The sequence below is a fragment of the Janthinobacterium sp. PAMC25594 genome, assembly GCF_019443505.1.
GTDB lineage: Bacteria > Pseudomonadota > Gammaproteobacteria > Burkholderiales > Burkholderiaceae_D > Janthinobacterium.
Genome location: NZ_CP080377.1, coordinates 2,376,417 through 2,402,081 on the forward strand (window position 1 = coordinate 2,376,417; position 25,665 = coordinate 2,402,081).

Genomic DNA, 25,665 nt, shown 5'->3' on the forward strand with positions numbered 1-25,665 from the left:
CCTTGCACCGTCCGCCGCTGCTGGCCAGGATCAACTGGTACTGGACCTTCCAGTTGGCCGGCTGGGGCGCACTCACCCTGTTCAACAGCGTGTATGGCGGCTCCTCGCAGCTGCGCATCGTCGTGACGATTTCCTGCTGGGGGTCCTTGGGCGGGCTGTTGCTGTCGCACCTGTGGCATGGCATCCTGCGCCGGCGCGGCTGGGCGGCGAACGGCTTGCGCTGGAAACGCATCCTGCCCTCGCTGGCCTTGCTGGCCGCCATCCAGACGGCCAGCGTGACGGCCGCCTTCCACGCCATGTATCCACCCGACGTGCTGCGTGGCCTGGCATGGCTGCCCGGCGCGCTGCTGTTCTGGTTCGGGGTATTTCTGACCTGGACGGTGTTTTACTTCACCACGCTGTCGCTGCGCCGCGCCGCCCACCTGGAAGCGGAAACCCTGCGCCTGCAGCTGCATGGACGGGAAGCGGAACTGCGCGCCCTGCAGGCGCAAGTCAATCCGCATTTTTTCTTCAACAGCCTCAATAGCGTGCGCGCCCTGATCTTCGAAGACCGCGAGGCGGCCGCGCACATGATCGACCAGCTGGCCAACCTGATGCGCCACGCGCTGCAGTCCAGCCAGCATGCGACGGTGCCGCTGGCGGCCGAACTGGACGCCGTGCGCGCCTACCTGGCGATCGAGCAAATACGCTTCGAGGAGCGCCTGCGCGTCAGCTTCGACATCCCCCCCGGCATCGATCACGTGCGCGTGCCGCCCATGGCCCTGCAAACGCTGGTGGAAAACGCCGTCAAATATGGCGTGGAGACAAGCGCCGATGGCGGCGACATCCGCATCGCGGCGCGGCGCGGCGCGGGCATGGTCGCGCTGCGGATCGAGGTGGCCAACACGGGCGAACTGCGTGGCGCGTCCGGCTCCATCGGCATCGGCCTGCGCAATGCGCGCCAGCGTTTGCAGCTGGCCTGCGGCGAGCACGCCAGCCTGGAACTGCGCCAGCAGGCGGGCTGGGTATATGCCACCATCCATTTGCCGGAGCTGGCATGAACGGTCAGCCGCTCAAGATACTGCTGGTCGATGACGAGCGCCTGGCGCGCGCCGAGTTGCGCCGCCTGCTGGCGCCGCATGTGCAGCGGGACGCCGTGGAGATCGTCGGCGAGGCGGCCAGCGCGGCCGACGCCATCGCGCAGATCGGCAAGCTGCGCCCGAACCTGCTGCTGCTCGACGTGCAGATGCCGGGCGGCTCCGGTTTCGACCTGCTGGCCGCCTTGGATGATGCGCCCGACGTCATCTTTTGCACGGCCTTCGACCAGTACGCGCTGCAGGCGTTTGAAGTGAGCGCCCTCGACTACCTGCAAAAACCCGTGCAGGCGGCACGCCTGGCCACGGCCCTGGCGCGTGCCGGCGCGCGGGCGCAAGCCATGCCGCCGCCCGCGCCGCGCAAGGTTTTCATCAAGGATGGGGAACGCTGCTGGTTTGTCGCGTTGGACGATATCCGCCTGCTGGAATCGGAAGGCAACTACACGCGCGTGCATTTCGGCGCGCACCAGCCGCTGATGCTGCGCACCCTGAACCAGCTGGAAGAAAAGCTCGACCCCGCCCTGTTCTTGCGCGCCAACCGGCGCCAGATCGTCAACCTGGCGCAGGTGGCGCAAGTGGCGCCGAATGCGGCCGATGGCCTCGACCTGCACCTGCTGGACGGTAGCGTGGTGGAAGTATCACGCCGCCGCGCGCAACAGTTCAAGGCCGTCACCGGCCTGTAGTCCCCTACTTCAGCGCGGGGATGGGCTGCGCCTGGAAGGCGGGGCGCGGCTGCTCCTGGAGTTTTTTCGCCAGCATGTCGAGCGCCACTTCCAGCTGGCGGTCGGCGCCATTGAAAGTGGCGTGCGGCGGATTTTCCACCTCGACATCCGGCACCACGCCCACGCCTTCGATCAGCCACTGGCCATCGACGCCGAACTGGCCGTTTTCCGCCACACGCGCCATGCCATTGTCGGCCAGGCGCGTATTGTCGCTGAGCCAGACGCCCGCGCCGGCCGTGCGCTTGCCCACCAGCGGCGCCAGTTTCAATGCCTTGATGCCGGCGGCGAAGGTCTCGCCATCCGAATACGTGAGTTCATCGACCAGTACCACCAGGTGGCCGCGGAAGGTGTTCTGCATGTTCGACGATGGCTGCACGCCCGGCGGCGCCCAGTAGGCCCAGGCCTTGCGCAGCAGTTTTTCGATGATCCAGCTGTCGATATTGCCGCCGTTATTGCGCCGCACGTCGATGATCAGGCCTTCGCGGTTGATGTTGGCGTAAAAGTCGCGCGCGAACGATGCGATGTCGTTCGCGCCCATGGCGCGCAAATGCAGGTAGCCGATGCGCCCCTGCGAGGCGGCGGCTACCTGCTCGGCGCGGCTCAATTCCCAGTCGCCATAGCGCAGCGCCGTCTGTTTCGCCATGTTGACGGGCGTGACGATGACGGCGCGCGGCGCGCCTTTACCTCGCTGGACCTGCAGCAGCACCTGCTTGTCGGCCTGGTTCAGCAGCAGGTCGCTGATGTCGCGCGCGCCCAAGACGTCCTTGCCGTTGACGGCCGTGATCACGTCGCCCGCCTTCACATCCACTTCGGGGCGCGACAACGGGGCGCGCGCCGAGGGCAATTCCGCCTCGCTGCGGTAGACGTGCTCGACCAGGTAGCCGTCGCCAGTGCGCGCCAGCACGGCGCCCAGGCCGGCCGGCGTACCTTCCTGCTCCGTGCGGCGCAATTCGCCGGGACGGATCTGCGAATGCAGGGCGCCCACTTCGGCCACCATCATGCCGAGTAAATCATTGAGCTCGGCCCGGTCCGTGACCCGCTCGACCAGCGGCGCATATTTATCGCGCGCCGCCTTCCAGTCCACGCCGCGCATCTTCGCGTCGTACAGGAAGTCGCGGTGCAAGCGCCAGGCGTCGTTGAACATCTGCTTCCATTCCAGGCGCGGATTCGACACAAACGTCCAGTCGTCGACTTTTACTTTCGCCTTCGACAGGTCGGACGGCAGCTTGGCGCCCGCCTCGATCACCAGCATCTCGCCCGGTCCTGTGGCCGTCGCCGTGCGGTAGTACAGATGCTTTTTATCCTGCGCCAGGTCGAATTCGCGCACATTGGCCACCAGCAGTTCCGGCTTCGAGCCGGTATTGCCAATGGCGAGTGTTTTCAGGCTGGACTTGTTCTCGCCGCTGTCGCGCTCGAGGAAATACAGGCGCTTGTCATCCATGGCCAGCGCACTGTAATTGCCCGCCGCCAGCGGTACTTCATACAGGCGCTCGGCCAGTCCCTTGAAGACGACATCCGGCAGCGCGGCCGGCGTCTTCCTGACGGCCGTCTTGCCGCCGGCTTTCTCCAGCGCTTTTTCCGCCGCCTGTTCGGCCGCCTTTTCATCGTCCGTCTCGGCCGGCTTCACTCCCGGACGGCTCAGTTCATCGTCAGGCTGGAACGGGAAGCGGTTGCCCGGCTGCAGCGCCAGCGCATACACGCCGATGCGCTTGTCGAACACGGGACCCATGTTGCGGTCGCCCCACGGCGACCCGTTGGCCAGCTGGAAATTGCGTGCCGACATGAAGTACAACCACTTGCCGTCCGGCGAAAACACGGGCGAAGCGGAGGTATAGCGGTCGCTGGTGACGAACTGCAACTGCTTCGAGGCGAGGTTGTAGAGGCCGATCTGCTCGCGCTGCTCATTGCTGGCCACGCGCACGATGGCCAGGTTGCGGCTGTCGGGCGACCATTGCACTTCGTCGTGCTTGTCCACGCCCGCCTTGCCCGCGTCGTCGATCAGCTGGTTGCCCTTCGTTGCCAAGTCCAGCAGCCAGAAGCGGCCCTTCTTGTCCGTGTGCGCCAGCCAGCGTCCGTCCGGCGACGGATACAGTTTCCAGCGGTGATTGTCTCCCTGCGTCGTCAACTGCTCACCCTTGCCCGAACCATTGGCCGCGTACTTCCAGATTTCATTTTCGCCGCTCGTGTCGACGATGGCGAAGACGGATTTTTCATCGCTGGAAAAGACGGCATCGCGCGCCCGTGCTCCTTCGGGAATGGCGATGTCGACTCTGCGCAAGCTGCCCGTGCCGGCGATACTGACGCGGCCCCGTGCAGTGAGGATGATGCGCTCATCCTTGCCCGACAGCTGCACGTTGCTCAAGGTGTCGAGCGGCGAGCGGATCTGGCGCGCGCGCTGCTGGTCGAAGTCGGACACGAGGCTGATCGGCAATGGCGATGAGTCCGTCCCTGCGGCCAGGTCCAGTACCCGCAGGTCCGCACCCAATTGATACACAATCTTGCCATCGCCCAGCGCGGCGTTGCGCACGTCCCACTGCGTGTGGCTGGTCAAGGCGCGGCGGTCGGAGCCGTCGGGCAGCATGCTCCACAAATTATCGCTGCCGCCCTCGTCGCTGATGTAATAGACGCGGCCCTGCCACCACATGGGGCGCTTGTTGTTACCCTCCAACACGGCAGGCAGCGTATGCATGCGCACGGCCTCGCCCTTGCCATCGAGCGCATAGCGCCACAGAGTGGCATGCGCACCGCCCCGGTAGTTGCGCACATTGTCGTTCGTCATGGCCAGGCCGAAACGCGTGAAGAACAGCGTCTTGCCCGCATCGTCGAGCACGGCGTCATTGGCGTCAGCCACGGGAAACACGCGCCGCGTCTGTTTCACGGGATCGATGGCGGCGACGATGCGGCGCGAAGCGGGACCGTCCGTATTCTGCGTGCTGACCAGCACTTCGCCCTGCGCCGTCCAGCCCAGCACCAGCACGCCGCCATTATCAAAGGAAATACGGCGCGGCAAGCCGCCCGCCAGCGGCATCACATACGCTTCCTGCGCCCCTTCATAGGCTGCGGAAAACGCCAGCCACTGGCCGTCGCGCGAAATCGCCGCGTTCGTTTCATAGCCGGGATGCGTGGTCAGGCGCTGCGCCGCGCCGCCGCGCACGCTGCTTTTCCACAAGTCGCCTTCGGCCGTGAAGACGACGGTATCGCCGCGCACGGCGGGAAAACGGAAATAGCTGCCGGCAGGCGCGGCAGCGGCGGCCGCAGCGTTAGCCAGCAGGCCGGCGGAAAACAGGAGAGAGGCGAGAGTGCGGGAAATTTTCATGTGAGCATCCAGATAGCGGTCAGGGCGATAAGACGGCATGGACATCATGTCGATACCGGACAGCAATTCTGGCATAAGCACGACCAAAGAAAACCTTCTTTATTGCCCACAAAAACGTAAAAAAACCCGCGCCACTTGCGTGGGGCGGGTTTTTTGACAAGAGCAGAAACGCGCTGAACGCCGAACAAAACCGTAGCGAGCGGCAGCGAGTTGCGGCCGAGAAGCGGAACTGTGCAAGAGCACAGTGAGCATCGGAGGCCGCAAATCGCGACGCGCAGTAGGTTTGGTTCGGTGTTTTATTCCACTTCCACCGTTTCCGGCGCTGCCGTCGGTGCCGCGTCTGGCGGTTCCGGAAATTCCAGCAAGACCTGGTCCTTGTCGTCGAGGTCGACGGTGACCCGTCCGCCCGTGACCAGGCGGCCGAACAGCAGCTCGTCGGCCAGGGCCTTGCGGATCAGATCCTGGATCAGGCGTGCCATCGGCCGCGCGCCCATCAGCGGATCGAAGCCTTTCTTGCCGAGGAAAGCACGCAGCTTCTCGGTAAACACGGCCTCGACCTTTTTCTCGTGCAACTGCTCTTCCAGCTGCATCAGGAACTTGTCGACCACGCGCAGGATGATGTCCTGGTCCAGCGCGCGGAAGCTGATGGTCGCGTCGATGCGGTTACGGAATTCCGGCGTGAACATGCGCTTGATGTCGGCCATCTCGTCGCCTGCCTGCTTGGAGTTGGTGAAACCGATCGAAGCTTTCTGCAAGCTTTCCGCGCCCGCATTGGTGGTCATGATGATGATCACGTTGCGGAAATCGGCTTTGCGGCCATTGTTATCCGTCAAGGTGCCATGGTCCATCACTTGCAGCAGGATATTGAAAATGTCCGGATGGGCTTTTTCAATTTCATCGAGCAGCAAGACCGAATGCGGCTTCTTGGTGATCGCTTCCGTCAGCAAACCACCCTGGTCGAAACCGACGTAGCCCGGCGGCGCGCCGATCAAGCGGCTGACGGCGTGGCGTTCCATGTATTCCGACATGTCGAAACGGATCAGCTCGATGCCGAGGATGAAAGCCAGTTGCTTGGCCACCTCGGTCTTGCCGACACCGGTCGGACCGGAAAACAGGAAGGAGCCGATCGGCTTGTCCGTCTTGCCCAGGCCGGCACGCGCCATCTTGATGGCCGAGGCCAGCGCGTCGATGGCGGGATCTTGCCCGAACACGACGTTGCGCAAGTCGCGGTCGATCGTCTGCAGCTTGCTGCGGTCGTCCTGGTTGACCGTTTGCGGCGGAATGCGCGCGATCTTGGCGATGATGTCCTCGATCTCGGCCTTGCCGATGGTTTTCTTTTGCTTCGACTTCGGCAGGATGCGCTGCGCCGCGCCCGCTTCATCGATGACGTCGATCGCCTTGTCGGGCAGATGGCGGTCGTTGATGAAACGCGCCGCCAGTTCGGCCGCCGTCGACAACGCCGATGCCGAGTATTTCACGCCATGGTGCTCTTCGAAGCGCGATTTGAGGCCGCGCAAGATCTGCACGGTTTGCTCGACGGTCGGCTCGTTGACGTCCACTTTCTGGAAGCGGCGGGAGAGCGCATGGTCTTTCTCGAACACGCCGCGGAATTCCGTGTACGTGGTCGCGCCGATGCATTTCAGCTGGCCATTCGCCAGTGCCGGTTTCAGCAAGTTGGAGGCGTCCAGCGTGCCGCCCGAAGCCGAGCCCGCACCGATGATGGTGTGGATCTCGTCGATGAACAGGATGCCGTTCGGATTGTCCTTCAATTGCTTGAGCACGGCTTTCAGGCGCTGTTCGAAGTCGCCGCGGTATTTCGTACCAGCCAGCAAGGCGCCCATGTCCAGCGAATACACGACGGCATTTTGCAGGATTTCCGGCACATCGCTTTGCGTGATGCGATAGGCCAGGCCTTCGGCGATGGCCGTCTTGCCCACGCCCGCCTCGCCGACCAACAGCGGATTGTTCTTGCGGCGGCGGCACAGGATCTGGATCACGCGGTCGACTTCTTCCTCGCGACCGATCAGCGGGTCGATCTTGCCTTCGGCAGCGGCCTTGTTCAGGTTTTGCGTGAACTGGTCGAGCGGGCTTTCCTTCGGCTGGCCCTCGACAGGCGCGTCTTCCACGCCTTCGGAAGCTTTCGCGCTTTCCGTCGACTGGTCCTTGCGCACGCCGTGCGAAATGAAATTGACCACGTCCAGGCGCGTCACGCCCTGCTGGTGCAGGTAGTAGACCGCATGCGAATCCTTTTCGCCGAAGATGGCCACCAGCACATTGGCGCCAGTGACTTCCTTCTTGCCATTCGATGCGGACTGGACGTGCATGATGGCGCGCTGGATCACGCGCTGGAAACCAAGCGTCGGCTGGGTGTCGACTTCGCCCGTGCCAGGCACGGTCGGCGTGTTATCGCCGATGAAATTGGTGAGGGTCTTGCGCAGGTCCTCAATATTGACCGCGCAGGCACGCAACACCTCGGCAGCGGAGGGATTGTCCAGCAGTGCCAGCAGTAAATGCTCAACCGTGATGAATTCGTGCCGTGCCTGCCGAGCTTCGACAAACGCCATGTGCAAACTTACTTCTAATTCCTGCGCAATCATACTTCCTCCATCACGCACTGCAGGGGGTGCCCCGCCTTGCGCGCATGCGTTAAAACGAACTCCACTTTGGTACACGCTATATCTTTAGAGAACACGCCGCACACTCCTTTGCCGTAGCGATGAACACTGAGCATGATTTGCGTCGCCGTTTCACGGTCCTTGTTGAAATACTCCTCAATGATGGCCACCACGAATTCCATCGGGGTGTAGTCGTCATTGAGCAAGGCCACCTGGTAGAGCGGCGGCGGCTTCAGCACTTGCCGCTCCAGCAGGGTTTCTGTGTCGTGCTTGGTTGCCATACGCTTATTCTAATGCTTTCACAGTGGTTGTCATGCGCAATATCTACGCCTTTCCAATTGTTTTCAATCTTACGCGTTTTCTTAATAGTGCGCAGATGGCGACCTTGCTGTCAAAATCAAGAGTTGCTTTTTTGGTTGCCGTGAAGAATTTGGCAATATCGATGGAAAAGCGCTTGACTTCATTATTTATTCCGCCAACAATGCTGTATCGACTGTTGCAGTAATGTACAGCTTGATAAGAAGTGAGACGTCGAGGAGGGGGCAAGAAGCTTCTTGCTTTTATGGCTCGTGTGATTTGTTTTAATTTTGAAAGTTCTTTTTATGGCAACAGGTACAGTTAAGTGGTTCAATGATTCCAAAGGTTTTGGCTTCATCACTCCAGATGACGGCGGCGAAGATTTGTTTGCTCACTTCTCCGCAATCAACATGAACGGTTTCAAGACCCTCAAAGAAGGTCAAAAAGTTCAATTCGAAGTCACGCAAGGCCCTAAAGGCAAGCAAGCTTCCAACATCCAAGCAGCCTAAGCATCGCCGGCCCTCAGATGTGAAAAACCCCGTTTCCTTGAAGCGGGGTTTTTTTTCGTCCGCAGGGTGCGCTGCACCCTGCCCTGCCCCGCGTGTTACATGTGCTCGATCATCACGTCGCCGAAACCGGAGCACGACACTTGCGTCGCGCCTTCCATCAGGCGGGCGAAATCGTAGGTGACGCGCTTCGAGGCAATCGACTTTTGCATCGACGAAATGATCAGGTCGGCCGCCTCCAGCCAGCCCATGTGGCGCAGCATCATTTCCGCCGACAGGATCAGGGAGCCGGGGTTCACGTAATCCTTGCCCGCATACTTCGGCGCCGTGCCATGCGTCGCTTCGAACATGGCCACGGAGTCGGACAGGTTGGCGCCCGGCGCGATGCCGATGCCGCCCACTTGCGCCGCCAGCGCGTCGGAAATGTAATCGCCGTTCAGATTCAGGGTGGCGATGACGCTGTATTCGGCCGGCCGCAGCAAAATCTGTTGCAGGAACGCGTCAGCGATGGAATCCTTGACGATGATGTCGCGGCCCGTCTTCGGATTCTTGAACTTGCACCATGGGCCGCCATCGATCAGCTCGGCGCCGAATTCCTTTTGCGCCAGCGCATACGCCCAGTCGCGGAAACCGCCTTCCGTGTACTTCATGATGTTGCCTTTGTGCACGATCGTCACGGAGGGCTTGTCATTGTCGATCGCATACTGGATGGCCTTGCGCACCAGGCGCTGCGTGCCTTCGATGGAGACGGGCTTGATGCCCAGGCCGGACGTGGCCGGGAAGCGGATCTTCGTCACGCCCATTTCATTGATCAGGAAATCCATCAATTTTTTGGCTTCAGGCGAGCCTTGCTGGTATTCGATGCCGGCGTAGATGTCTTCCGAATTTTCGCGGAAAATCACCATATCCGTCTTTTCCGGCTCTTTCACGGGCGATGGCACGCCCGTGAAGTAGCGCACGGGGCGCAGGCAGACGTACAGATCGAGCTGCTGGCGCAGGGCCACGTTCAGCGAGCGGATGCCGCCACCGACGGGCGTGGTCAGCGGGCCCTTGATGGAGACGACGTACTCTTTCAGTACGGCCAGGGTTTCTTCCGGCAGCCACACGTCGGGACCGTACACATTCGTCGATTTTTCGCCCGCGTAGATTTCCATCCAGCTGATCTTGCGCGCGCCGCCGTAGGCCTTGGCCACGGCAGCGTCGATCACCTTGATCATGACCGGGCTGATATCGATGCCCGTGCCATCGCCTTCAATGAAGGGAATGATGGGATTATCTGGTACATTCAGCGAAAAATCGGCGTTGACGGTGATTTTTTGGCCGTCAGCAGGTACAGTGATATGTTGATACATCGTGATCTCCGAAGTGGGACACACCGCTGGCGGGCAACACGGGCCGGCGACGCGCTCTGCGGTTGCAGAGTTTACAAAAACAAGTCCGAACATGGCGGCAACAACGCACTTTAGCAGGGAAAGAAACCCCGGACCATCCGCGGCGCCAAAGAACCTCGCTGCCCTATCGCCCATGTCTTCTATAAGACATAAGACTGTGTTTCACATTATGCACCACTATCTTACAGGGCGCCACGCTTTCGCGGCGCCAACCAGCAGCCACCATCGCTTACATCAATTCCTCTACCAGCATGCCACTCATCCTCTTCAATAAACCATTCCAGGTCCTGTGCCAGTTTTCGCCGCAGGACGGCCGCCTCACCCTGGCCGACCATTTGACCATTCCCGGCATCTACCCGGCCGGCCGGCTCGACGCCGACAGCGAAGGCTTGCTGCTGCTGACGGACGACGGCCGCCTGCAGCACGAGATCAGCCACCCCGACCGCAAGGAAGCGAAAACCTATTTGGTGCAGGTCGACGGCGTGCCCGATGCGGCCAGCCTGGCGCGCCTGCAGGCGCCGCTGGATCTGGGCGACTTCATCACCAAGCCGTGCAAGGCCGTGCGCATCGCCGAGCCGGACTGGCTGTGGCCGCGCACCCCCCCGATCCGCGCGCGCGCCGACAAGCCGACCTCGTGGCTGGCGATCACGTTGAAAGAAGGTAAAAACCGGCAAGTGCGGCGCATGACGGCGGCCGTCGGCCTGCCCACCCTGCGCCTGGTGCGCAGCGCCATCGGGCCGTTCTCGCTGGCCAGCCACCCTCTGCTGCCCGGTGAATGGTGTGAAGTGCCAGCCGAGAACATTGGAAAAGCGTGAGCAGGACAAGAAAAGTGGCTTCGGCACTAAAATTTTGCCAATAAGCACTATTTATTTTTAGATAATGTATTAAAATCATCTGACCTTAACATGACGGAAAAGGAAAGATGATGACAAAAGTAATACTGATGCTGGCCGCTTCCCTGCTTGCCGGCGCCGCACTGGCGCAATCGGGTGCCCAGGTGCATGCTTCCGCAGCGACCGATGCCGTCAAGCCGCCACCCGCCTCGGCAGCCAGCCATGCCTCGGCCGCCACCGACGCCGTCAAGCCGGCAGCGGCCTCGGTCAACGCCTCTGCCGCGACCGATGCACCGCGCCTGATTCCGCAGCCGCGCAAGACGAAGCAGCCGGCCGCTGAAGCAGGCAAGCCCGTGAAGTAAGTGCTACCCCGGGGTGACGGCAGCAGCCCTGTTGCTGTCACCCCACGCTTTCGGCGCGGCCAGGCAGCATGCTTGACCAGGCAGCCGCCAGCATGGCTTAATCGCCGCTTCGCAGCCACCGTCCCGCGCCATGAAAACTTCCCTTCGCCGTCTCAGCCTGTCCATCGCCCTGCTCGCGTGCGCCAGCATTGCGCACGCGCAAACACCGCAAGGCAAGAGCTTGCAGCTCTCTGCCGGCATGCATTTGATCCAGGCGGAAGTGGCCGCCACGGAAGCGCAACGCGAACAAGGCTTGATGTACCGTGAAAAGATGCCGGCGAATGCAGGCATGCTGTTCGTCTTTGGCAACCCGTCCACGCAATGCATGTGGATGAAGAATACGCCGCTGCCCCTGTCCGTGGCCTTTATCGATGCCAGCGGCAAGATCGTCAACATCGAAGACATGCAAGCGCACACGCTCGACAGCCATTGCTCGACCAAAACCGTACCCGTGCGCTATGCGCTGGAAATGAACCTGGGCTGGTTCAAGCAAAAAAACATCAAGCCGGGCATGAGCATCGGCAACCTGCCCGCGACGCGCTAGGCAGTGGCGGCCGCGGCCGCAAAGAAACGCGAAAAAACCCGCCAGAACGAATCTGCGGGTTTTTGCTTTTCAACCAGTGCCAGCGTACCGGCACAGGCAAGCCACCATGGTGGCTTGCCTGCTGGCGAATATTAAGCGGACAGTGCTTTCAAGGCAGCTGCCAGACGGCTCTTATGGCGAGCTGCCTTGTTTTTGTGGATGATCTTCTTGTCAGCGATACGGTCGATGGTCGACACGGATGCTTGGAAGATTGCAGCAGCAGCTGCCTTGTCGCCGCCCTGGATCGCTTTGCGAGCAGCTTTGATAGCCGTGCGCAAGGTCGAACGTTGGGACGAATTGTGTGCGTTTTGCTTAACTGCTTGACGAGCGCGTTTGCGCGCTTGTGCGGTATTTGCCATGGAATTTCCTAAAACAGGGTCAAAGTGCGTTTGCAAACATTAGTGTTTGCCAACCGGTGCGTTCTGTGCGTCTGCCGAACCATGTGTGCCAAACCAGTGCCTGTCAAACATTAGTGTCTGCGTAACAGAATTCTGTACAGCCTTCGATTATAGCGATATTTTCAAGCGGGGGCAAATCAAAAAACCGTGTGTGACACCAAAAACACGTGAAAATGGGGCTGGCAAGGGCGAATCGGCAGCGAATCGGCAGCAATTGTTACCATATTTTAAGCGTTTAACGGTAGCGCGCCCGGCTATAATCTGCCCCCATGAACTTGCTTAAAACCCTCGCCGCCATCTCCAGCATGACCATGCTGTCCCGTGTAACCGGATTATTGCGCGAAAGCCTGTTCGCGCGCGCCTTTGGCGCCGGCGCCTACACGGACGCCTTCATTGTTGCCTTCCGCATCCCCAACCTGTTGCGCCGCTTGTTTGCCGAGGGCGCGTTCTCGCAAGCCTTCGTGCCGATCTTGTCTGAATACAAGAACCAGCATGGCCAGGAAGCCAGCAAGCAACTGGCCGACCATGTGGCCACCACCCTGGTCTGGGCCACGTTGCTCGTGTCCGCCATCGGCATCGTCGGCGCGCCGTGGTTCGTGTATGCGATCGCCACGGGCCTGACCAAGGACGCGGGCGCTTTTGACGCGGCCGTGTGGATGACGCGACTGATGTTCCCTTATATTACTTGCATGTCCTTCGTGGCCCTGGCCGGCGGCATTCTGAATACCTGGCGCGAATTCAAGATTCCCGCCTTCACGCCGGTGCTGCTCAATGTATCCTTCATCGCCGCCTCGCTGTTCCTCGCGCCGCACCTGAAACAGCCGATCTACGCCATGGCCATTGCCGTGTTCGCTGGCGGCCTGCTGCAGGTGGCCATCCAGATTCCCGCGCTGATCAAGATCGGCATGCTGCCGCGCCTGTCGCTCAATCCCGCCATCGGCCTGTCCGACGGCGGCGTGCGCCGCGTGCTGAAAAAAATGGGACCGGCCGTGTTCGCCGTCTCGGCAGCCCAGATCAGCCTGATGATCAACACCAGCATCGCCTCGCGCCTGACGGAAGGCAGCATTTCCTGGCTGTCGTATGCGGACCGTCTGATGGAGTTCCCCACCGCCATGCTGGGCGTGGCCCTGGGCACCATCTTGCTGCCCAGCCTGTCGAAGGCCAACGTGGATGGCGACAAGACGGAATACTCGGCCCTGCTGGACTGGGGCTTGCGCCTGACTTTCCTGCTGGCCCTGCCCGCCGCCGTCGGCATGGCGACCCTGGCCACGCCGCTGATCGCGACATTATTTCACTACGGCAAGTTCACGGCCGAATCGGTGACCATGTCGACGCAGCCGCTGGTGGCCTACAGCCTGGGCCTGATCGGCATCATCCTCGTGAAAACCCTGGCGCCCGCGTTCTATGCGCGCCAGGACATCCGCACGCCCGTGAAAATCGCCATCGGCGTGCTGATCGTCACGCAGCTGATGAATCTGCTGTTCGTGCCCTACATCGCCGTGGCCGGCCTGGCCCTGTCGATCGGCCTGGGCGCCTGTCTGAACGCCACTTTTCTCTACTGGGGCTTGCGCAAGCGCGGCATCTACCAGCCGAAACCGGGCTGGGCCAAGTTCTTCCTGCGCCTGCTGCCGGCACTCATCGTGATGGGCGGCGTGGCGTATGCTGGCGCCCTGCGCATCGACTGGATCGCTATGCAAGCCCATCCGCTGCTGCGGGCCGGCGCGCTGGCCCTGCTGGTGAGCCTGTGCGGCGTGGCGTACTTTGCCACCCTCTTTTTAGTTGGCTTCCGCTTCCGCGACTTCAAGCGCAGCGCCTGACACGCAGTGCGGGCCCCGCCGCCGGCGCCTTGCCGTCGGCAGGACGCCCCGCGCAATGTGGCGGGGCGAAAAAAAACCCGCCGAATAAGCGGGCGGGTTTGGCGATACGACAAGACAGCGTGACGTGATCAGGCCGCTTTTTTTGCGGCACGGCGACGCGCCATGAAGCCCAACAGGCCCAGACCGCCCAGCAGCATGCCATAGGTTGCTGGTTCAGGCACGGCGCTGACGCTGTACGTCCCCGAGTAATTACCGCCAGCCAAGGCGTTACCGTACAGTTGCAGCTTGAACGGACCGACACCGGTGTATTCCACGCCAAAGAAGCGCAGGCTGCCAATCGATAATGATTCACCCAGCTTCCCGTTCAAATTCGATTTCAGCGCATTAAACGAAAGTTGCTGGCCGGTAATCGACAAGCCGATGTTGTACTTGCCAGCGCCCAAGCCGTTGAGGAAGATTTCATCGAGGCCGCCGGACAGAATGCCATTGCCGACGACGGCGTTGAAGGCATGCGCGCTGCCATCAGCACTAACATTAATGACTTGGTCACCTGCGGAAGCACTGAACGACGCCGCAGCCAGAATACCGGCAGCGATAAATTTCAATCTCATAGTTTATCCCTTAAAAAGTAATTTATGCCTGCGATGCGCAGGCCAGCAAAAGCTTTAGTACTGAAAGTACTGAACAGAATGGTAGCATAAATACATCTAATTACTTGCAAATATTTTATCTAAGTTTCGTCTGAGATAACCGTTTACGAAGTGAACTATTTGCCTGTATCGAGCACTTTCCATAGGTAAATAGTTCCGCACGCATCGTCCCGCTGCCAGCCGCCCGCTATCGTGGCACTGGTACCGCGGCTGCGTCGGCTGGCAGCTCGGCCGGAGCCTGAATCTGGGGCGCTTCTGGCGGCGCGTCTTCTTGCTGCGCAGAAATAGTTTGGGGGAATAACGATGGCGGCGGTGCGGCGGCACCGCCTGGTGATGGTGCGTCCGATTCATTTGCCAGACCGGCTTCCCCAGCCTGCGCCGCCGGCTGGAGCGCTTGTGCGTCGACCATGAAATGCCATTCCGACAGCCGCGCCTTGCCGTCGAAACCGGCAAACCGGGCCTCGAAGTTCCCTACTTTCAACGCTGCGGCCGGCGACAGGCTATGCACGCCGATGATGCCATTGCTGCCGGGCTGGTACAGCAAGCCCCACTCGGCACGCCCCGTGATCGGGTCGACATACAGCTTGCGCAGATGGCGGCGCAGCTGCGGCACGCGGGGGTCGCGCAGCAAGGCGGAAAGCGTCGGCGGCTGTTGCGGCTGCCCCGGGGGCGTGGCGGCGGCATAACTGCGCAGGGCATCGGAAAACTGCGCGCCGATGTCGAGCAGCTCCTGCTCGGCCGCCTGACGCTGCAGCAGGGAAACCATCTTCAGGCCGGCCGCGCCCACCAAGCCCAGGATGGCCACCAGGATGATCAGCCCAAGGTAGGTGAAGCCGCGCTGGCGGTGCGCACGAGCATGCATCGCAGCTACCAGTCGGCAAACGGCGTACCGTTGCGGTCCTTGCCAGGCGCGCCGCTCTTGACGTCATACACCTGGCCCGGCGTATCGTCGGGCGGCGCCACGATCAGCCATGTCGATTCGCTCTCCGTGATGGGGTCGATGGGCATGGCGCGCAGGTATTTCTTGTCCACCAGTTGCTCCAGGGTATCGGGATAGCGGCCCGTATCGCCGTGGTACTGGTCGATGGTGATGCGCAGATTGCGCAAGTTGTCCGCCAGCACGGTTTCCTTGGCCTTGTCCAGGCTGGGAAAATAGCGCGGCACGGCCAGAGTCAGCAGCAGCGCCACGATGCCCAGCACCACCAGCAGTTCGATCAGGGTAAAGCCGCGCGCGCGCGCGGCATGGTTATCGGCAGCCATGGTTCACCATAAACGGTAAGGCACATTGTTCAGGCCGGTCTTATTGGAAGTCGAGTACACATCGTACACGTCGTCGCCCTCGCGCGGCTCGGTCGCCTCGCTGGCGTAGCTGCGCCGGCCCCACGTCTGCGCATCGCTGAGGCTGGCATCGGCATTGAACGGGTCGCGCGGCACGCGGCGCAGGAAGAACAGCTTGCTGCGTTTCGGGTTGCGCTGGTCCGGCACGCCCTCGACCAGCACTTCCAGGCTTTTCGGGTAGCCGCTGGCGTCGGGCGCGCGCAGGATGCGGCCCTCGTCGCCAGCGCGTTTGTAGGCGTCGAGCCCTTGGCGGATCTCGCGCAGCGCGCGCCGCAGTTCCTGCTCCTGGCGCCGCTGCATGGCCACCTGCGTGACGGGCACCACCAGCGTGGCCAGCACGCCCAGGATGGCCAGGGTCACCAGCAGTTCGATCAGCGTAAAACCGCCGTGCGCGCGCGCCAGTCTCATTTGACAGGGGGCGGCGGCACCGGCACCGGCTGGCTGGACGAGAACGGCAAGGGCGTCGCCTGCAACGGCACGGGCTGGCCGGCCGATATCGGCAAAGGCGACGCGGCAGGCTCGGGTGACGGCGCCACTTCCGGCGCGGGCACGCTCTGCGGCAAGGTCGATGGCACCTGGCCCGGCGTCATCATCGGCTGCGCCGGCGCCGGCTGCATGCCGACGGCGGACGGGCCGGAATGCACGCTCACCGTGCCCGGCATCTGCGTGGGCGCCTTGGCCGCCATGTCGGGACGGCGGCGAAAGCTGCCTTCCGTGCCGGCCGAGAATTCCGACTCCCGCGCTTCCGGACGCTGTACCGTGCGCACCAGGCGGGGCGTGATCGACAGCACGATTTCCGTCTTCTGGCTGTCGTCCTTGCTGCTGCCGAACAGCCGTCCCAGCACGGGTATATCTCCCAGGCCCGGCACCTTGTTGCCCGAGCTGCGCTCCTCGTTGTTGATCAGCCCCGCCAGCACCTGGTTTTCGCCATCTTTCAATTGCAGCATGGTCGACGCCTGGCGCGTGCCGATCTGGTACAGGGTCGAGCCGCTGCGGGTGATGGTGGCCGCGCCCAGGTTGCTCACTTCGAGCGAAATGCGGATGCCCACCTCGTTATTCAGGTAGATGGTCGGCTCGGCGTTCACCGTCAGGCCCACGTCCAGGTAGCTGACGGATTCGGAAGCGAAGCCGCCCGTGCCGGGCGAAATGGTGGTGGTCACCACGGGCACCCTGTCGCCGATGACGAACTTCGCCTTTTCCCGGTTCCGCACGCGGATGCGCGGGTTGGCCAGGATGTTCGCATCGCCATCCTTCTTGTTGATGTTGGCCGTCACGGACAGGTCGCTCACGCCGATGCTGCGCTGGTTCAAGTTATTCAGGTCATTGATGGTCAGGCCCATCCCGCCCGAGGTGGAGAGCGGCGTCAGGGTCAGGCCCGTTGGCCAGGCCACGCCCAGTTCCAGCAGGCGGCTGCGCTTGACTTCGAGGATTTCCAGCTCCAGCACCACTTCCGCCTCGGGCACGTCCTGCAGCGCGATCAGGCGCTCGGCCAGGCGGATCGCCTCGGGCGTGTCGCGCACGATGACGAGGTTGAGTTTTTCATCGGCCACCACGTCGCGCGTCTTCAAAATCGTCTTGAGCGTGTTGGCCACCTGTTTGGCGTCCGCATTGGCCAGGAAGAAGGTTTTCACCAGCACTTCCTGATACTCCTTCAATTTCGCCGCCACGTTCGGATAGATCAGGATCGTGTTCGCATCCATCACCTGCTGCTCCAGCTGGTTCGTCACCAGCAGGAAGTAGACGGCCGATTCCACCGTGCTGTTTTTCAGGAAGATCGAGGTTTTCGCGTCCGCCTTGACGTCCTTGTCGAAGACGAAATTGAGACCCGAGCGGCGCGCAATCAGTTCGAACACCTGTTTTAACGGCGCGTCGCGGAACTCGATGGTGATCGGCTGCTTGTACGATTTGGCCAGGCCCGATTCGACGATAGGCGGCGCCGTCTTTTCATCGACTTCGCGCAGCAGCGCGCGCGCGCCCGCATGGTTCGGCTGCTCCGTCAGGATGGCGTTCAGGCGCTGGCGCGCCGGGTCGTATTGTTTTGCCTCCAACGCCGCGCGTGCATCGGCCAGCAATTTCTCCTGGCGCTGCGCGCGTTCGAGCGCGCGCAAGCCGCTGTTGGCGCGCTCGTTCTGCGCATCGATGTCCAGCACGCTCAGAAAGGAGGCGCGCGCCAGGTCGCCCTGCCCCGCCTGCGCCTGGCGCTCGGCCTGCTGCAAGCGGGTGCTGGTGGCCCGTTCGCGCGCCTGCAGATACGCGCTGCGGTATTGCGCGTTGCCGGGGTCTTGCTGCAGCGCTTCCTGCAGCTTTTGCAGGCCGGCCGGGATGTGATTCTGCGCAAGCAGCTCGCGCCCGTCGCGGTAGGCCTGCTGCCCGGCGCAGCCGGACAGCAGCACCAGCAGCGCCAGCAACGGCGCCGATGAAAAGGAACGAGACATCACTCGAGTACTCCAATGTTGAGCTGCTGAAGCTGGTTCAACGGCAGATAGGTGAGCGTCATGACGGGCGGCGCGATCGTCACGACCTTGTAGGTGCCATCGATGACGGTATGGGCGCGCACGATATACGTCTTGTCGGCGCGCGACAAAAACACTTCCCAGGCGCCGTCGGCGGCCGCCTTGCCCAGGTAGACGAAAGGCAGCGGTGGCGCCATCGGCGGTGGCGGCGGCGGTGGGGCGACGGCTACCACCTTCGGCGGCGGCCGATTCCAGTTCTGGCTCTGGAAGACGCCATCGGCGCCGCCAAAGGTGTCGCCCTCCTCGCCCGCCACCTCGCTGCGCGGCAGCAGTGCCAGGATGGCTGGCTGCGCGACGGCAGGCCTGGCAGCGCGCTGGCGCGCGGGCGCGACGGCCCGCTCGACCGCCTCGGCCACCCCGGACACGGGCTGGCGCTCGCCGAACAGCAGCAAGGCGCCCGCGCCCAGCAAGCCGGCCAGCATGAGCCAGTGGCGCGGCGTCATGGTGCATCTCCCGCGCTGTCAGTCAAATAAAAGGTCAGGCGCAGGCGCGCTTCGAGTTGCGTATCGGCGATCTGCTCGCGGCGAAAACTCAGTTCGTCGAGCGAGGCGAACGGCATGGCGCGCAGTGCTTGCAGCGCGAACTGCCACACGGCCGCATAACTGCCCTTCAGCGGCAAGGTCACCTGGTATGTGGCGACCCTGCCGGCCTTGTCGTAGCCGCTCTTGTATTCGCCCTGCGCCAGCAGCAAGCCGTTTTTCGCGGCCAGGTCGAACAGCTGCTTGACTTGCTGCTCGACGTGGCGCTGCTGGCCCAGCGTCGCATGGAAGCGCGCCAGGTTCTCGCTCGATGTCGCCACCGGTGCCGCAGCAACTGCGGCCAGGGAGGCCACCGGCAATGGACGCGCTTCCAGCCGCGCCGCCACGGCGCGCTGCTGCCAGGCCCAGGCCCAGGCGGCCATGCCCAGCATGAGCAAGGCCACGGCCAGGCAGGCAGGCGCGCCCGCGCGGCGCAGCAGCAGTTGCGCGCGCAGGCGCAGCATCGCGAGGTCGATAACCATCATGGCGTGCCCCAGCGCGCTTCGAGCTGGAAGCGCAAAGGCTGGTTCGGATCGAGCGCGTTGATTTCATGGCGCAGCAGCTGCACGCGCACGCCGAACAGTTCCTGCCGCTTCAATTGCGCGATGTAGGCCACCATGGCGTCGCTGCTGGTGGTTTCGGCCGTGATCTTCAGCACGCGCTTGCGCGCATCCGGTTCCAGCGCCAGCAGCGCGATGCCCGGCGGCGTGGCGCTGGTCAGCGCATCCTGCAGGTCGCGCCACGGCAGGTTCAGTTGCAGGATGGCCGCATTCACGGCCGCCGCCTGCGCCGGCGCAATCGGTACGATCGCCACGGGTGCCGGCCCCTGCGTGGCTTGCGCCACGCGCTGCTGCGCGCGCTGCCAGTGCGCCGCGCTGGCCTGCTGGCGCTGCCGAGCGGCGCTGCCGGCCCACGCCGCCGTGACGATCAAGGCCACGCCCAGCGCGCCCACGCACCACGCCCAGGCGGGCACGCGCTGCAGGCTGCGGCGCCAGCCTGGTGGCGCGAAATCGATATCGAGGCGCGTCATGCCAGGCCTCCGCTGCGGGCCAGGCGGGCGGCCGGCGACAGGGTACCTTCCCCATCCGGCGTGGAAAAAACCTGGCAGTGGAACGCTTCCGCCTGCGCCAGCCAGGCGGGCGGTGGCGCGCCGCACAGCTGCAGCAGCGCCGGTGCGGGCACGCCTTGCAGCAGCGCTTCGCGCGCCAGCGTCTGCTCCAGCCAGTCGCGGCCTGCATCCTGCGGCACGGGCAGCGCGCGCACGGCGCGCAGGCCTCCATCATGACGCACGCCCAGGGTCAAGGTGTTCTCCTGCAACTGGCCAAACCAGGCGCCCGGTTTCAGCGCGCCGTGCCAGCGGTTCCAGTGGCGCGCAAATTGCGGCGTAATAAAGATCAGGGCCAGCTTGCGTTCGGCCGCCACGCGCGTCAGCTGCGCCAGCAGCGCGCGCGGCACGGCGCAGAAAAACGGTGCGCGCGCATCCCAGGCACTGCTGCTGTGCCACAGGCCGGGCGCATCGCCATACAGCGACTGGAAGCGCAGCGCGGCGGCCGCCTCGATGTCGGCCAGGCGCGCGGCGCCCTGCGGCATGTCCACTTGCCACAGGCGCGCCAGCGCGTCGTCGAGCACCACGGCCAGGGGCCAGCCAGCATATTGCCCCGCCGGCAGAATCTGCTCCAGCGCCTGGCCCAGGGCGGCAAAGTCGCCATGCAGGCCCAGACCGGCGTGCGGCACATACGCGGCTTCGCCCAGCAGGCTCCAGGCGGGCGCGCGCCAGCGGCTGCCGCGCCACAGGCTCATGTGGCCCGCCGCCACGCCCAGGCGCAATGCTTGTCCCAATCTCAACTTCGCGAAACTTCTACGCATGCAGGGTGACCCTCTTGATTTCCGTGATGGTGGTGGCGCCCCGCTTGACCAGTTCCAGCGCCGCCAGACGCAGGCTGCGCGTGCCATTCGCATACGCGGCCGCCTTGATCTGGCGGATCGGTTTTTTATCGACGATGAGTTCGCGGATTTCATCGGTCAGCACGAGGATTTCGGCGATCGAGCGGCGTCCCTTGTAGCCCGTGCCGCGGCAGTCGCCGCAACCCTTGCCCTGCTTGAATTGATACTGCGCCACGTCGGCGCGCGCCAGGCCCACGCTGGCCAGTTCACTGTCGTCGGGCGTGTAGTCGGTGGCGCAATGGGGGCAGTTGGTGCGGATCAGCCGCTGCGCCCAGATGCCGTTCAGGGCCGAGACAAACGCATACGGGTCGATGCCCATGTGGGTAAAACGGCCGAACACGTCAAACACATTATTCGCATGCACGGTGGTGAGCACCAGGTGACCGGTAAGCGCCGACTGCACGGCGATTTCCGCCGTCTCGCGGTCGCGGATCTCGCCCACCATGATTTTATCGGGATCATGGCGCAGGATCGAGCGCAAGCCCCTGGCAAAGGTCAGTCCCTTCTTTTCATTCACGGGTATCTGCAAAATGCCGGGCAGCTGGTATTCGACGGGGTCTTCGATGGTGATGATCTTTTCGCGCCCGTTGTGGATTTCCGTCAGCGCCGCATATAAAGTCGTGGTCTTGCCCGACCCCGTGGGGCCGGTGACGAGCAACATGCCGTAGGCTTCCTGCGCCAGGGCGCGCAACGCTTCGAGCGATTGGGCGTCAAAGCCCAGCGCTTCGAGGGTCAGCGCGCCATAGGCCTCGATCATGGCGCGCTTGTCGAGGATGCGGATGACGGCATCCTCGCCATGGATGCTGGGCATGATGGAGACGCGCAAATCGATTTCGCGCCCGCCCGATTCGACGCGGAAGCTGCCGTCCTGCGGCACGCGGCGTTCGGCGATATCGAGTTCGGCCAGCACCTTCAGGCGCGAGATGATGTGTTCGGCCACTTCGATGCCGTTGACGGCCGTGGCGTGATCGAGCACGCCGTCGATCCGGTACTTGACGGCCAGGCCGCCGGCCGTGCTTTCCAGGTGGATGTCCGAGGCGCCCGCCTTCAGCGCGTCGTACAGGGTCGAGTTGACCAGCTTGACGGCGGGGCTGGCCGCTTCCGAGACGCTGGCGAATGACAGCACGGCGGCCGTCTTGCCGTCGCGCCGCGCGTCCGAGGCGGCACCGGGCAGCAGGCTGTCGACGGCGCGCGCCGATTCTTCCTGCTTCGACAGGTAGGCGCCGATGTCGGCCTGCAGCGCCAGGCGCACAGTCAAGCTGGCCTGTCCCGCGCGCGCGCCCAGCCAGGTTTGCAGGTCGAGATCGAACGGGTCGGCGATCACGCCCAGCAGCTGACCATCATCGGCGCGCAGCAGCACGCTGTGGCGCGCCAAGGCCTGCGACAGCGGCAGCAGGTCGAAGGCGGGGACGTATGCCAGCATGTCGGCCGTTTCCAGCACGGCCAGACCGAACGGGCGCGCCAGTGCGCGCACCACGGCGCGCGCGTCGATGCCGCTCAAGTGCCGCAATTCTTCGACCAGGCTGCGCTTCGATTGCCGGCACAGGGCGCGCGCGCGCTGCAGCAGCGCGGCGTCGATGGTCACGCCGGGCGCGCCGGGTTCGGGACTGGTATGCATCATGAAATATCGCCGGCAAGGTCAAAGATGGGCATGTACAGCAGGATCACGATGGCGCCCACGATCAGGCCGATGGCGGCCATCAGCAGCGGCTCGAAGGTGCGCGTGAAGCGGTCGATCCAGCGGCTGATTTCACCGTCGTAAAAGGCCGCCGACTGCGTCAGCATGGGGCCCATGTCGCCCGTGCGCTCGCCCACGCGCAGCATGCGCAGGGAAATCGGCGTCGTCAGTTGATGCTGCTCAAACGCGGACGACAGGGGCTGGCCCGCCTCGATGGCGCCGCGCGCGCCCTGCAGGGACGCCTGCATGCGCGGCGAGACCATCGCTTGCACGGTGGAAATTGCCTGCACGATGGTGATGCCGCCTTCTGCCAGCATGCCCAGGGTCAGGTACAGGCGCGACAGTTCATAGATGCGCACGCGCTCGCCGATGCCGGGCAGTGTCGCCAGCAGGCGCGCCACGCCGCCGTGGCGCAGCAGGCGCCGCACGGCCGTAAATACGACGCTGCCGACCAGCGCCAGGCCGAGCAACAGCAGCAGGCCGTGTTCGGTGACGAACTGGCCCCAGCTGAGCATGACTTGCGACATCCACGGCAGGTTGCGCCCGGCGCCCTGGTAAACCTCGGCAAAGCGCGGCACCACATAGCTGATCAGAAAGGCGCTGACGCCGCCGCCCACAGCCAGCAGGATGGCCGGATAGATGGCGGCGCTGACGATTTTACTGCGCACCGTATCGATGCGCTGCTGGTAGTCGATGTAGCGCGACAGCGCGCGCGGCAAGTCGCTGGTGCCTTCGGCCGCCTTGACGATGCCGATGTATAAGGGGGGGAACAGTTCGGCCTGCTCTGCCAGCACGGCGGAAAAACGCTTGCCTTCTCGCAAGCCTTCCAGCAGACGCGTGAGCACGCTGCGCGTGGCGGGCGACGCTTCCTTTTCCAGCAAGGCTTCCAGCGCTTCGACGATGCCCAGGCCCGCATTGAGCAGCGCCAGCAATTCCTGGCTGAACAGCAGCAAGGGCAGCGCCCGCGCGCGCTGGCGCCCGGCCGCGCTGAACGGCGTGGCGCGCAGCGGACGGATGGCGCTGACGAACAGTCCCCGCGCCTCGGCCTGGCGGCGCGCGTCCGCTTCGTCGCGGCCGTCGATTACGCACGTCGTCAGGGTAGCAACGGCCTGGTCCGTGGAAAGCGCGCGCACTTCAAACTGCATGATGGCGTGGCCGTGACGAAAGAGTGGGCGCGCTGGTCTTAGAGCCTATGCCAGTAGGGAGCGTCTTCTGCTGGCAGTTCATCAGGAGCGCGGACAAGGCGTGAGGAGGACGCGTGGCGAGCCACGCGACGACGATCAACGCAGTCCCCGCTTCTGAGGGGCGCCAGCAGGGGATGTATTCATCTACTGGGATAGGCTCTTATTGCGAGCTGATGTCGGCATTCTCGCCGCTGCCGCCCGGCTGGCCATCCTTGCCCATCGATACGATGTCATATTCGCCCTTGCTGCCGGGTGCGCGGTATTGATAGGCATGGCCCCATGGGTCGAGCGGCACGGCCTTTTTCAGGTAGGGGCCATTCCAGCGCGTGCCGGCGGCCGGCGGCGCCACCAGCAGCGCGGCCAGGCCTTCTTCCGTGCTCGGGTAGCGCCCCACGTCGAGGCGGTAAGTATCGAGCGATTTTTCAAACGCCTCAATCTGCGCCTTGGCCACCGTCACTTCGGATTTGCCCAGCTGGGCGAAATATTTGGGGCCGACATAGGCCGCCAGCAAGCCGATGATCACGATGACGACCAGCAATTCGAGCAAGGTAAAGCCGCGCGCATGGCGCGTTGCCGCAAAGTTCTGCCTGTGTGCTGCATGCATCCGGTAACTCCTTCTTGCCTACCTTCAATACATTGCCGCCATGTGCGCCGCTGGTGGCTGCGCACAGACGGCGCGCGCCTGCCTGATGCCTAGCAGGCTACCATGCCGCTTATGGTTAATACAATCTTTTATTTGTACTGAAAACAACAAAAACCCTGGGGAAACCATCGCGTTTGCACTAACGCAAATCGCGTGCCACCGGACCTGGCGCGGGCGTACAATCGGCGCATGAGCGGCCCTGCCGCCGCCACCTGCCGAAGGAATTGCATGTCTACAATCCGCTTGAGCCTTGCCCTCCTGGCCGCCGCCAGCGTGCTGCCAGCGGGCGTATCGGCGGTGCAGCGCCAACCGTATATTGTGCAACTGTGTGTGCAATTGACCCCGCTGCCCGACGCGGCGCAGCGGGAAGCGGGACGGCGCACCGTGCTGGCGCTGATACCCGATGCCACGGTGCAATACCAATATACGGCCGCGCTGAACGGCTTTGCCGCCCTGCTGACGCCAGCCGAGGTCAAGCGCCTGCGCGCCAGCCCCCTCGTCGCGCGCGTTTCCCCCGATACCGAAGAGCATGTCAATGACAGGGGCGCGCGCAGCGTGCCCGATGCGCAGCGCTGAAGCCTGGCCCGGGCCGGCAGAGCCGGTGCTTACGCCACTGGCAGGCGCTGGCGGCGGCGCAAGGCAAAGCCGATCAGCGCCAGGCCGCCCGTCAGCATCATCCATTCCGACGCCTCCGGCACGGCCGATATCGACGCGATGCTGGCATAGGTGCTGCCGGCGATGCTGGCGGGCAAGCCGCCATTGACCGGCGTCAGTTCGAATTGCAGCAAGTTGCCATTCGCGTTGCCCATGTAGGACATGCCGGTGTAGTCGAGCATGCCCACGCCAAACGTCGTGCCCGCGTTGCCGGCCGTGTTCAGGAAGTCGCCGCCGAAGACCACGTTGAATGCGAACTTGCCGCCCAGGGTCACGTTGTGAAACCAGTCGTTGTAGGCGCCGCTATTGCCGAAGGTCAAGGTGCCCGGCACGCTGCCGCTGACATTGCCTTCCTGCGACGCCAGCGCGCCGAACGCGCCCGAGAAGTTGCTCAAGGTGGCACTGGCGCCCGGTGCGGAGCTGTTGCCGGCGATAAAGGCAAAGTCGAGGAAGCCGGCGCCCGAGAACTGGCGCGTGTCGATTTCCACGTGGTAACTGAGCGTGTCCGCCAGCGCCAGGCTGGAGCTGCCAGCAAGCAAGGCGGCCAGCACGGCGCGGCACAGGGTACGGTTGAGTGTCGTTGTCAACATG

Annotated in this window: 26 protein-coding genes; 8 read left to right on the forward strand and 18 right to left on the reverse strand. The window is 63.5% G+C overall.

Going from position 1 to position 25,665, the window contains the following annotated elements; genetic code table 11:
• Window positions 1-2 precede the first annotated feature (2 nt).
• Window positions 3-1,040: a sensor histidine kinase gene (locus tag KY494_RS10695; protein ID WP_219890914.1), complete on the forward strand. Its 1,038-nt coding sequence runs from the start codon at window positions 3-5 to the stop codon at window positions 1,038-1,040.
• Entirely contained in the window at window positions 1,037-1,756 is a 720-nt protein-coding gene (locus KY494_RS10700) for a LytTR family DNA-binding domain-containing protein (protein WP_219890915.1), read from the forward strand. The genes KY494_RS10695 and KY494_RS10700 overlap by 4 nt, the downstream gene beginning before the upstream one ends.
• A gap of 4 nt (window positions 1,757-1,760) precedes the next feature.
• On the opposite strand, the gene KY494_RS10705 is transcribed toward KY494_RS10700, so the two are convergent.
• The 3 genes from KY494_RS10705 to clpS all read right to left on the reverse strand — a co-directional run bounded on the left by KY494_RS10705 (window position 1,761) and on the right by clpS (window position 8,007).
• Window positions 1,761-5,111, reverse strand: a complete 3,351-nt coding sequence (locus tag KY494_RS10705; RefSeq protein ID WP_219890916.1) for a S41 family peptidase — start codon at window positions 5,109-5,111, stop codon at window positions 1,761-1,763.
• A 296-nt stretch (window positions 5,112-5,407) separates the two neighbouring features.
• A complete protein-coding gene (gene clpA, locus KY494_RS10710; protein WP_219890917.1) occupies window positions 5,408-7,708 on the reverse strand; it encodes an ATP-dependent Clp protease ATP-binding subunit ClpA in 2,301 nt (766 codons plus the stop codon).
• On the reverse strand, window positions 7,705-8,007 hold the full coding sequence (gene clpS, locus KY494_RS10715; protein ID WP_096234388.1) for an ATP-dependent Clp protease adapter ClpS: 303 nt from the start codon (window positions 8,005-8,007) through the stop codon (window positions 7,705-7,707). Before clpS ends, clpA begins: the two co-directional genes overlap by 4 nt.
• 321 nt (window positions 8,008-8,328) lie before the next feature.
• On the opposite strand from clpS, the gene KY494_RS10720 reads away from it, so the two are divergent.
• Complete coding sequence (locus tag KY494_RS10720) at window positions 8,329-8,532, forward strand: cold-shock protein (RefSeq protein ID WP_010395943.1); 204 nt, start codon at window positions 8,329-8,331, stop codon at window positions 8,530-8,532.
• 95 nt (window positions 8,533-8,627) lie between these two features.
• Here the strand turns inward: KY494_RS10720 and icd are convergent, their stop codons facing one another.
• Window positions 8,628-9,881: an NADP-dependent isocitrate dehydrogenase gene (gene icd, locus KY494_RS10725; RefSeq protein ID WP_219890918.1), complete on the reverse strand. Its 1,254-nt coding sequence runs from the start codon at window positions 9,879-9,881 to the stop codon at window positions 8,628-8,630.
• 290 nt (window positions 9,882-10,171) lie between these two features.
• Between icd and KY494_RS10730 the strand changes: the two genes are divergently transcribed.
• The 3 genes from KY494_RS10730 to KY494_RS10740 all read left to right on the forward strand — a co-directional run bounded on the left by KY494_RS10730 (window position 10,172) and on the right by KY494_RS10740 (window position 11,698).
• Window positions 10,172-10,735, forward strand: coding sequence for a pseudouridine synthase (locus KY494_RS10730; RefSeq protein ID WP_219890919.1), 564 nt, complete (start codon window positions 10,172-10,174; stop codon window positions 10,733-10,735).
• Window positions 10,736-10,845: 110 nt separating this feature from the next.
• A complete protein-coding gene (locus tag KY494_RS10735) occupies window positions 10,846-11,115 on the forward strand; it encodes a hypothetical protein (protein ID WP_219890920.1) in 270 nt (89 codons plus the stop codon).
• A gap of 130 nt (window positions 11,116-11,245) precedes the next feature.
• The gene (locus tag KY494_RS10740; protein ID WP_219890921.1) at window positions 11,246-11,698 is read left to right on the forward strand and encodes a DUF192 domain-containing protein; all 453 of its coding nucleotides are present in this window, start codon (window positions 11,246-11,248) and stop codon (window positions 11,696-11,698) included.
• A gap of 131 nt (window positions 11,699-11,829) precedes the next feature.
• On the opposite strand, the gene rpsT is transcribed toward KY494_RS10740, so the two are convergent.
• Window positions 11,830-12,096 (reverse strand): 30S ribosomal protein S20, encoded by a 267-nt coding sequence (rpsT, locus tag KY494_RS10745; RefSeq protein ID WP_010395935.1) that lies wholly within the window; start codon window positions 12,094-12,096, stop codon window positions 11,830-11,832.
• A 308-nt stretch (window positions 12,097-12,404) separates the two neighbouring features.
• On the opposite strand from rpsT, the gene murJ reads away from it, so the two are divergent.
• Complete coding sequence (murJ, locus tag KY494_RS10750; RefSeq protein ID WP_219133401.1) at window positions 12,405-13,952, forward strand: murein biosynthesis integral membrane protein MurJ; 1,548 nt, start codon at window positions 12,405-12,407, stop codon at window positions 13,950-13,952.
• A gap of 128 nt (window positions 13,953-14,080) precedes the next feature.
• Here murJ and KY494_RS10755 read toward each other — a convergent pair whose 3' ends face one another.
• The 12 genes from KY494_RS10755 to gspG all read right to left on the reverse strand — a co-directional run bounded on the left by KY494_RS10755 (window position 14,081) and on the right by gspG (window position 24,381).
• Entirely contained in the window at window positions 14,081-14,563 is a 483-nt protein-coding gene (locus tag KY494_RS10755; protein ID WP_219133400.1) for an FxDxF family PEP-CTERM protein, read from the reverse strand.
• A 226-nt stretch (window positions 14,564-14,789) separates the two neighbouring features.
• Entirely contained in the window at window positions 14,790-15,464 is a 675-nt protein-coding gene (locus tag KY494_RS10760) for a type II secretion system protein (protein WP_258194795.1), read from the reverse strand.
• Between the two features lie 5 nt (window positions 15,465-15,469).
• Window positions 15,470-15,862: a type II secretion system protein gene (locus tag KY494_RS10765; protein WP_219133398.1), complete on the reverse strand. Its 393-nt coding sequence runs from the start codon at window positions 15,860-15,862 to the stop codon at window positions 15,470-15,472.
• A 3-nt stretch (window positions 15,863-15,865) separates the two neighbouring features.
• Complete coding sequence (locus tag KY494_RS10770) at window positions 15,866-16,348, reverse strand: type II secretion system protein (protein WP_219890922.1); 483 nt, start codon at window positions 16,346-16,348, stop codon at window positions 15,866-15,868.
• Window positions 16,345-18,375, reverse strand: coding sequence for a secretin N-terminal domain-containing protein (locus KY494_RS10775; protein WP_219891560.1), 2,031 nt, complete (start codon window positions 18,373-18,375; stop codon window positions 16,345-16,347). Before KY494_RS10775 ends, KY494_RS10770 begins: the two co-directional genes overlap by 4 nt.
• Window positions 18,375-18,896 carry a hypothetical protein gene (locus KY494_RS10780; protein WP_219890923.1) on the reverse strand — a complete coding sequence of 174 codons (522 nt, stop codon included), beginning with the start codon at window positions 18,894-18,896 and terminating at the stop codon, window positions 18,375-18,377. The genes KY494_RS10775 and KY494_RS10780 overlap by 1 nt, the downstream gene beginning before the upstream one ends.
• Window positions 18,893-19,456 carry a hypothetical protein gene (locus KY494_RS10785; protein WP_219890924.1) on the reverse strand — a complete coding sequence of 188 codons (564 nt, stop codon included), beginning with the start codon at window positions 19,454-19,456 and terminating at the stop codon, window positions 18,893-18,895. The genes KY494_RS10780 and KY494_RS10785 overlap by 4 nt, the downstream gene beginning before the upstream one ends.
• Window positions 19,453-20,001 (reverse strand): hypothetical protein, encoded by a 549-nt coding sequence (locus KY494_RS10790; protein WP_219890925.1) that lies wholly within the window; start codon window positions 19,999-20,001, stop codon window positions 19,453-19,455. The genes KY494_RS10785 and KY494_RS10790 overlap by 4 nt, the downstream gene beginning before the upstream one ends.
• A complete protein-coding gene (locus KY494_RS10795) occupies window positions 19,998-20,810 on the reverse strand; it encodes a hypothetical protein (RefSeq protein ID WP_219890926.1) in 813 nt (270 codons plus the stop codon). The genes KY494_RS10790 and KY494_RS10795 overlap by 4 nt, the downstream gene beginning before the upstream one ends.
• A 19-nt stretch (window positions 20,811-20,829) precedes the next feature.
• The gene (locus KY494_RS10800; protein ID WP_219891561.1) at window positions 20,830-22,533 is read right to left on the reverse strand and encodes a GspE/PulE family protein; all 1,704 of its coding nucleotides are present in this window, start codon (window positions 22,531-22,533) and stop codon (window positions 20,830-20,832) included.
• A complete protein-coding gene (locus tag KY494_RS10805) occupies window positions 22,533-23,738 on the reverse strand; it encodes a type II secretion system F family protein (protein ID WP_219890927.1) in 1,206 nt (401 codons plus the stop codon). Before KY494_RS10805 ends, KY494_RS10800 begins: the two co-directional genes overlap by 1 nt.
• Before the next feature lie 199 nt (window positions 23,739-23,937).
• Window positions 23,938-24,381 (reverse strand): type II secretion system major pseudopilin GspG, encoded by a 444-nt coding sequence (gene gspG, locus KY494_RS10810; RefSeq protein ID WP_219133391.1) that lies wholly within the window; start codon window positions 24,379-24,381, stop codon window positions 23,938-23,940.
• 267 nt (window positions 24,382-24,648) lie between these two features.
• Between gspG and KY494_RS10815 the strand changes: the two genes are divergently transcribed.
• Window positions 24,649-24,996 (forward strand): protease inhibitor I9 family protein, encoded by a 348-nt coding sequence (locus tag KY494_RS10815; RefSeq protein ID WP_219890928.1) that lies wholly within the window; start codon window positions 24,649-24,651, stop codon window positions 24,994-24,996.
• A gap of 29 nt (window positions 24,997-25,025) precedes the next feature.
• On the opposite strand, the gene KY494_RS10820 is transcribed toward KY494_RS10815, so the two are convergent.
• On the reverse strand, window positions 25,026-25,664 hold the full coding sequence (locus tag KY494_RS10820) for an NF038129 family PEP-CTERM protein (protein WP_219890929.1): 639 nt from the start codon (window positions 25,662-25,664) through the stop codon (window positions 25,026-25,028).
• Window position 25,665: the final 1 nt, after the last annotated feature.

Excerpts from the sequence above, each read along its gene's own strand:
- KY494_RS10700 (WP_219890915.1), top strand. The coding sequence starts at position 1,037 with ATGAACGGTCAGCCGCTCAAGATACTGCTGGTCGATGACGAGCGCCTG.
- KY494_RS10705 (WP_219890916.1), bottom strand. The coding sequence starts at position 5,111 with ATGAAAATTTCCCGCACTCTCGCCTCTCTCCTGTTTTCCGCCGGCCTG.
- clpA (WP_219890917.1), bottom strand. The coding sequence starts at position 7,708 with ATGATTGCGCAGGAATTAGAAGTAAGTTTGCACATGGCGTTTGTCGAA.
- clpS (WP_096234388.1), bottom strand. The coding sequence starts at position 8,007 with ATGGCAACCAAGCACGACACAGAAACCCTGCTGGAGCGGCAAGTGCTG.
- KY494_RS10720 (WP_010395943.1), top strand. The coding sequence starts at position 8,329 with ATGGCAACAGGTACAGTTAAGTGGTTCAATGATTCCAAAGGTTTTGGC.
- icd (WP_219890918.1), bottom strand. The coding sequence starts at position 9,881 with ATGTATCAACATATCACTGTACCTGCTGACGGCCAAAAAATCACCGTC.
- KY494_RS10730 (WP_219890919.1), top strand. The coding sequence starts at position 10,172 with ATGCCACTCATCCTCTTCAATAAACCATTCCAGGTCCTGTGCCAGTTT.
- KY494_RS10735 (WP_219890920.1), top strand. The coding sequence starts at position 10,846 with ATGACAAAAGTAATACTGATGCTGGCCGCTTCCCTGCTTGCCGGCGCC.
- KY494_RS10740 (WP_219890921.1), top strand. The coding sequence starts at position 11,246 with ATGAAAACTTCCCTTCGCCGTCTCAGCCTGTCCATCGCCCTGCTCGCG.
- rpsT (WP_010395935.1), bottom strand. The coding sequence starts at position 12,096 with ATGGCAAATACCGCACAAGCGCGCAAACGCGCTCGTCAAGCAGTTAAG.
- murJ (WP_219133401.1), top strand. The coding sequence starts at position 12,405 with ATGAACTTGCTTAAAACCCTCGCCGCCATCTCCAGCATGACCATGCTG.
- KY494_RS10755 (WP_219133400.1), bottom strand. The coding sequence starts at position 14,563 with ATGAGATTGAAATTTATCGCTGCCGGTATTCTGGCTGCGGCGTCGTTC.
- KY494_RS10760 (WP_258194795.1), bottom strand. The coding sequence starts at position 15,464 with ATGCATGCTCGTGCGCACCGCCAGCGCGGCTTCACCTACCTTGGGCTG.
- KY494_RS10765 (WP_219133398.1), bottom strand. The coding sequence starts at position 15,862 with ATGGCTGCCGATAACCATGCCGCGCGCGCGCGCGGCTTTACCCTGATC.
- KY494_RS10770 (WP_219890922.1), bottom strand. The coding sequence starts at position 16,348 with ATGAGACTGGCGCGCGCGCACGGCGGTTTTACGCTGATCGAACTGCTG.
- KY494_RS10775 (WP_219891560.1), bottom strand. The coding sequence starts at position 18,375 with ATGTCTCGTTCCTTTTCATCGGCGCCGTTGCTGGCGCTGCTGGTGCTG.
- KY494_RS10780 (WP_219890923.1), bottom strand. The coding sequence starts at position 18,896 with ATGACGCCGCGCCACTGGCTCATGCTGGCCGGCTTGCTGGGCGCGGGC.
- KY494_RS10785 (WP_219890924.1), bottom strand. The coding sequence starts at position 19,456 with ATGATGGTTATCGACCTCGCGATGCTGCGCCTGCGCGCGCAACTGCTG.
- KY494_RS10790 (WP_219890925.1), bottom strand. The coding sequence starts at position 20,001 with ATGACGCGCCTCGATATCGATTTCGCGCCACCAGGCTGGCGCCGCAGC.
- KY494_RS10800 (WP_219891561.1), bottom strand. The coding sequence starts at position 22,533 with ATGCATACCAGTCCCGAACCCGGCGCGCCCGGCGTGACCATCGACGCC.
- KY494_RS10805 (WP_219890927.1), bottom strand. The coding sequence starts at position 23,738 with ATGCAGTTTGAAGTGCGCGCGCTTTCCACGGACCAGGCCGTTGCTACC.
- gspG (WP_219133391.1), bottom strand. The coding sequence starts at position 24,381 with ATGCATGCAGCACACAGGCAGAACTTTGCGGCAACGCGCCATGCGCGC.
- KY494_RS10815 (WP_219890928.1), top strand. The coding sequence starts at position 24,649 with ATGTCTACAATCCGCTTGAGCCTTGCCCTCCTGGCCGCCGCCAGCGTG.
- KY494_RS10820 (WP_219890929.1), bottom strand. The coding sequence starts at position 25,664 with ATGTTGACAACGACACTCAACCGTACCCTGTGCCGCGCCGTGCTGGCC.